The sequence below is a fragment of the bacterium genome, from assembly GCA_040755795.1.
Lineage (GTDB): Bacteria > UBA9089 > CG2-30-40-21 > CG2-30-40-21 > SBAY01 > JBFLXS01.
In genome coordinates this window covers 1-4,547 of sequence record JBFLXS010000338.1, presented here as the reverse complement: position 1 = coordinate 4,547, position 4,547 = coordinate 1, and the positions used below count along the sequence as shown (strand labels likewise).

The window sequence follows — 4,547 nt, the reverse complement described above, 5'->3', positions numbered from 1 at the left end:
CTGGCAAAACAATAAAGGTGATCTTATGAAAAGTTTAAATCTGTAGTGCCAAAATTCGATTTCCTGAAGTTGTAACTCATTGATTTTACACAACTTAATTTTTTGAGTCATGAACTTAGGTTAAGATTTATCATCAGATATTCTATTTGATTGTTATTTGCCACAATTTTGACTTTATCAGAATCCTCAGTTTTTTGTATCTTATCAATCTTCACCTCTACGGTAATAGATTTTGTTTCATTTTTTTTCAAGATTTTCTTATTGGGCATATTGTCTTTAAATTCTATCCAATCCTTTTCTGGTTCCTCTATTTCAATCTTCTCAATTCTCAATTCTCCTCCACCAATATTTTTAATTTCAAATGTCTTACTTTTTTCTACTAATTTGAGATTAAACATTTTATCTGTTCCTTTTTCTATTTGACATTTACCTCTGAATTCAATAACCCGGGGTTCTATTCTAAGTTGTGGAGGTCTTTCAAGTGATACCTTTACTAATATACTTGGTGTCTCATTAATCTTATTAAAATTGAACTTTATCTCCCCTTCGTAACCCTTAGATTCCAGGTCGGATCCTTTAGGATTAATCATAATTTCAATTTCACCAATTTCTCCTTTATAAATTTTAATCCCTTCCTGAATACATATCAAATTTCCCAGCTTAGGTGAGATTTCAGGATGTCCGACTTCTAATATCCCCCCTCCTATATTTTTTATTCGAATAACGTCCCTCTTTGTCTCTCCAATTACCACCTCTCCCAAATCTAATGGAGATTGTGTTAAGATTTCAGATTTAGGTGCTTGTTCTACCTTAAACAGGAGGAAGGGATGCTTTGGATTAGGTTCATTAGACGCAATAATTATTTTCCTTTCATAATCTCTCTGACTATCCAACGCTTTCAAATCAAAAGTAATAGGTAGATGCTTTGATTTTCCACCCTCAAGTTCAAAATGGGATTCTGTTATGTTTAGCCAGTCTGGTTCTTCACTTTTCTTTTCTAAAGTTAAATTTACATTTAATCTACTTACTCCCTCATTAGTTATTTTAGGAACACCAATCCTCTCCAAATCATCCTGGTGGCAAAACACCCATTTATCTGGTTCAACTCGCATACTGATTAATTTCATTCCACAATTACTACAATATTTATCATCTTCTTTATATTCCCATTGCTCACATAAACATCTTTTAGACATATTCAATAACCTCCTATTGAGGTATTTTTTAGAGACTTTGATGAGGCCACAAAAAGTGTTTTATTAAAGATAGCAGGGGTCTGAATTGTTTCATGAGGTTCTTCAAGAGAAATGGTACAAACTTCTTTTCCATTAGATTGTCTAAGGATATGAACTGTACCATCCTTTGAACAGACAAAGATATAGCCATAGGCAGTAATTAAAGAGGAAAAAACTTCAGCTCTATCCAGCTTTTTTGACCATTGTAGTTTTAATCTTTCAATTTCTGGGGGGGATTCACTGGAGAGAAACCAGTAAGTTGAGGATTGGCTTTGTACATCTTATAATCCGGGCTTTCTGGTAATTCCCTGGCACACTTATGGCAGAATGTAGCTAAATTCCTGTTTGTAGTTCTACAGATTGGACAGATAATAATCTTTTCATAGCAAGAGGGGCAAAAGTTTGGTGCAGGCTCAAGTTCTTTATCACAATTAATATAAGGGTATTTATACATCGAATACACATCTCCTTTGATTTACTTCCCTCCCTTTTTTAACCTATTTTTGAAATATTATACTAAGTTCTATTCAATTTGTCAAGAAAAAACTTTAGCGAACAGCAATTCTCGGTGAATTGTTATGGAGTGCGGTGACTTGCTACTTTTTGGAGTGCGGTAGCTTGCTACCGCTTTCGGGCTTTTGCAGAAAAAAGCGAAAGCAAAGAGATAGCATCTCTGGCACTTTCGCACTCCAAAAAATAAAAAAAGTTGGCGAAAAATATTTTTCCCCTACCCCTCAACCCTTATTAAATTACGGTTTTAATTTTCACCGAGAATTGCTGGGTGATTCAGACAGTAAACCATAGACATCAAACAAAAGAATCAAGGGAGCCAAAAAGGTGTAAGATTAGGGGATATGGGGATAAGAAAGATATGGAGATTTTTTGTTATCCATTTTATCCCCACATTCCCAAAATCTCCATTATCCCCTTTTTTACACACTTTCCTAATATATTCTCTGTGCCAAAGTCCAGTGTCTGAATCACAAACCCTCTTAAAAAGTTGTTGACAAAAAGTTAAGTTTATATTATAATTTGATTTGAGAATAAGGAGGCAACAACAAGATGCAAGAAATAAAGGAAAAAAGGCTTATAAGATTCGATTGGGCGGCAAAATATATCCTGCGGGATAAATCTAACTTCGATATATTAGAGGGGTTCCTGACCGCACTCCTCCAAAAGGATATAACAATAATAAATTTACTGGAAAGTGAATCGAACCGTGAGGATGAAACCGATAAGTTTAACCGGGTAGATTTGCTCACTGTTGATGATAAAGGTGAATACATCATAATAGAGATACAAAATGAAAGGGAGATTCATTATCTTGAGCGGCTCTTATATGGAGCATCCAAGCTGATAGTAGAAAACCTGAAGATTGGAGAGCCTTATAAAAAGATAAAGAAGGTAATCTCTGTTAGGCATTGTCATGAAATAACTGTAACATCTTCAGGCAAAAGCTGAAGAGATAGTGTAGTTCCACTCGCCGTGAAATGAATCCTTCTGGATATTGATATTGGTCATCTCTTCATCCGATACCTTGATTCCTGTCGGATACGAATTGGTATCAAGCTGGCATTGAACCTGAAGTCCCTCTTTGGTTGTCGTAGCGGCGATCTGATTCACAATGACCTCGTGACTCACCAAGGGTTTTCCACGCCAATTCTGACTGATGAACGAGAACAAGCGGTGTTCAATCTTGTTCCACTTGCTGGTTCCAGGCGGCAAGTGGCAAACCGAAATGGATAGCCCCGTTTCATTCGCCAGTTTCTGTAATTCCAGTTTCCAGAGTTTTACCCGATAACCGTTACTGCCGCCACTATCGGCAGTGATCAGCAACTGTTTAGCTTCCGGGTATGTCACTTTCCCCATCGAATACCACCATTGGCGGATACTCTCCACCGCGAACACAGAGGTATCATTGTCAATACCCACATTGACCCAGCCAACATTTTGGCTTAGATCATACACACCATAAGGAGAAACCTTTCCCAGCTCCGGAATCATAAAATCATGAACTCGAACTGGTTGCGGCTGTCCTTTTGGGCAAAATTCCTTGCCGACATTCTTGAAATTACCAACCAATTCCTTTTTCTTGGTGTCAACGGAAATCACAGGCTGTCCAACGGCCTGATAATCTTTGACTTTCTCATTAATGTACTCAAACTGAGCATTGCGGTCGGGATGGGACGCTCCTTCTAATGTCTTCTTATTGGCTTGAAGGCTGTAGCCCATTTCGCGTAAGAGTTCTGCGACCAAGTTATGACTGGCTTTATGCCTCATTCGCTTGAGCTCATCAGACAATTTGCGGACACTTTTACATGTCCATCGTAAGGGTGATTCTGGATCTCCCCGGGTAACGGGTTCGACCAGACTTTCAATATCCTGTTTGAGAGTGGAATCCTTGTCTACGCTGCGCTTGCACCCACCGCCTTCCTTGCGGATCCGATTTCCGACTATTTTGAATTTATTAGGGTATTTGAGTTCCTTATGACCCAATGTAATAGCACGCCGCGAAACCCCGGTCTCGCGAGAGACTCTGGAAATGCCCCCATACCCTATGGCTGTAGCTTCCGCTGCAGCGACAATCCTGCGAAGTCGCTCATTAAGAAAGGGTTCCAAGGCTTTAAATCGCTCTTTGATTAAATGTGTATTCATGCTTGAATTATAGCACAGAACACTCTATACTGTCAAGTATAATTTCACATAAGTTGTTATACTTATTCTATGACAATCTCTTAGTATATTATATTTTACCTTAGGCGAAAAGGTAGATGATTATGTATATTATGGACATACGGAATTTAGGGGAATACATACCAAAAACCCATTGATTTTAAGGAAGAAAGATAAAGAAACAATAATCACCATAGAAACTAAAGATATATATCCAGAATATTATCTCATAGAAGTAGAAAAGTTTGAGGATGTCATCCAGAGCGATCTGGATGAATGGATATATTTTTTAAAGCATGAAAGCATAAGAGATGATTTTAAATCAAAGAATATAAAGAAAGCCAAAGAAAAGCTTGACATTCTCAAGATGAGTACGAAAGAAAGAAAAAGGTATGAGAGATATTTTGTAATTTTGGTCAATAAATTTCCCTTAAATTTGAGGGATAAATTGGCCTAAGAAATGGGGTTAAGAGGGATGGCAAGTAGGATTAAATAATCCTGAGAGGGAGATATTTAACGCTGATTTCGATACTCCTTAATTAGAAGTCATTAATTTTATTTTGAGTAAATTTAAGCCTATATTTCAGGTTTTTTATATTAAGAAGTATTATCTTAAAATGGTTTTCTGCCGATAATAGT

At 37.1% G+C, this 4,547-nt stretch carries 6 protein-coding genes; 2 read left to right on the top strand and 4 right to left on the bottom strand.

Going from position 1 to position 4,547, the window contains the following annotated elements; translation table 11 throughout:
- Window positions 1-107: 107 nt before the first annotated feature.
- Genes AB1414_16130 through AB1414_16120 form a run of 3 tightly spaced genes read right to left on the bottom strand, consistent with a single transcriptional unit; the run spans window position 108 to window position 1,689 of the window.
- Window positions 108-1,196, bottom strand: a complete 1,089-nt coding sequence (locus tag AB1414_16130) for a hypothetical protein (protein MEW6608948.1) — start codon at window positions 1,194-1,196, stop codon at window positions 108-110.
- A 2-nt stretch (window positions 1,197-1,198) separates the two neighbouring features.
- Complete coding sequence (locus AB1414_16125; GenBank protein MEW6608947.1) at window positions 1,199-1,459, bottom strand: PQQ-binding-like beta-propeller repeat protein; 261 nt, start codon at window positions 1,457-1,459, stop codon at window positions 1,199-1,201.
- Window positions 1,447-1,689, bottom strand: a complete 243-nt coding sequence (locus tag AB1414_16120; protein ID MEW6608946.1) for a zinc ribbon domain-containing protein — start codon at window positions 1,687-1,689, stop codon at window positions 1,447-1,449. The genes AB1414_16125 and AB1414_16120 overlap by 13 nt, the downstream gene beginning before the upstream one ends.
- A 608-nt stretch (window positions 1,690-2,297) precedes the next feature.
- Here AB1414_16120 and AB1414_16115 point away from each other — a divergent pair.
- Entirely contained in the window at window positions 2,298-2,696 is a 399-nt protein-coding gene (locus AB1414_16115; protein ID MEW6608945.1) for an Rpn family recombination-promoting nuclease/putative transposase, read from the top strand.
- Here the strand turns inward: AB1414_16115 and AB1414_16110 are convergent.
- Window positions 2,682-3,890 (bottom strand): ISAzo13 family transposase, encoded by a 1,209-nt coding sequence (locus tag AB1414_16110; GenBank protein ID MEW6608944.1) that lies wholly within the window; start codon window positions 3,888-3,890, stop codon window positions 2,682-2,684. The two genes, AB1414_16115 and AB1414_16110, sit on opposite strands and share 15 nt — an antisense overlap.
- A 172-nt stretch (window positions 3,891-4,062) precedes the next feature.
- On the opposite strand from AB1414_16110, the gene AB1414_16105 reads away from it, so the two are divergent.
- The gene (locus AB1414_16105; GenBank protein MEW6608943.1) at window positions 4,063-4,365 is read left to right on the top strand and encodes a hypothetical protein; all 303 of its coding nucleotides are present in this window, start codon (window positions 4,063-4,065) and stop codon (window positions 4,363-4,365) included.
- The last annotated feature ends 182 nt before the right edge of the window (window positions 4,366-4,547 follow it).

Coding starts and splice junctions, on each gene's coding strand:
- AB1414_16130 (MEW6608948.1), bottom strand. CDS start 1,196: ATGTCTAAAAGATGTTTATGTGAGCAATGGGAATATAAAGAAGATGAT.
- AB1414_16120 (MEW6608946.1), bottom strand. CDS start 1,689: ATGTATAAATACCCTTATATTAATTGTGATAAAGAACTTGAGCCTGCA.
- AB1414_16115 (MEW6608945.1), top strand. CDS start 2,298: ATGCAAGAAATAAAGGAAAAAAGGCTTATAAGATTCGATTGGGCGGCA.
- AB1414_16110 (MEW6608944.1), bottom strand. CDS start 3,890: ATGAATACACATTTAATCAAAGAGCGATTTAAAGCCTTGGAACCCTTT.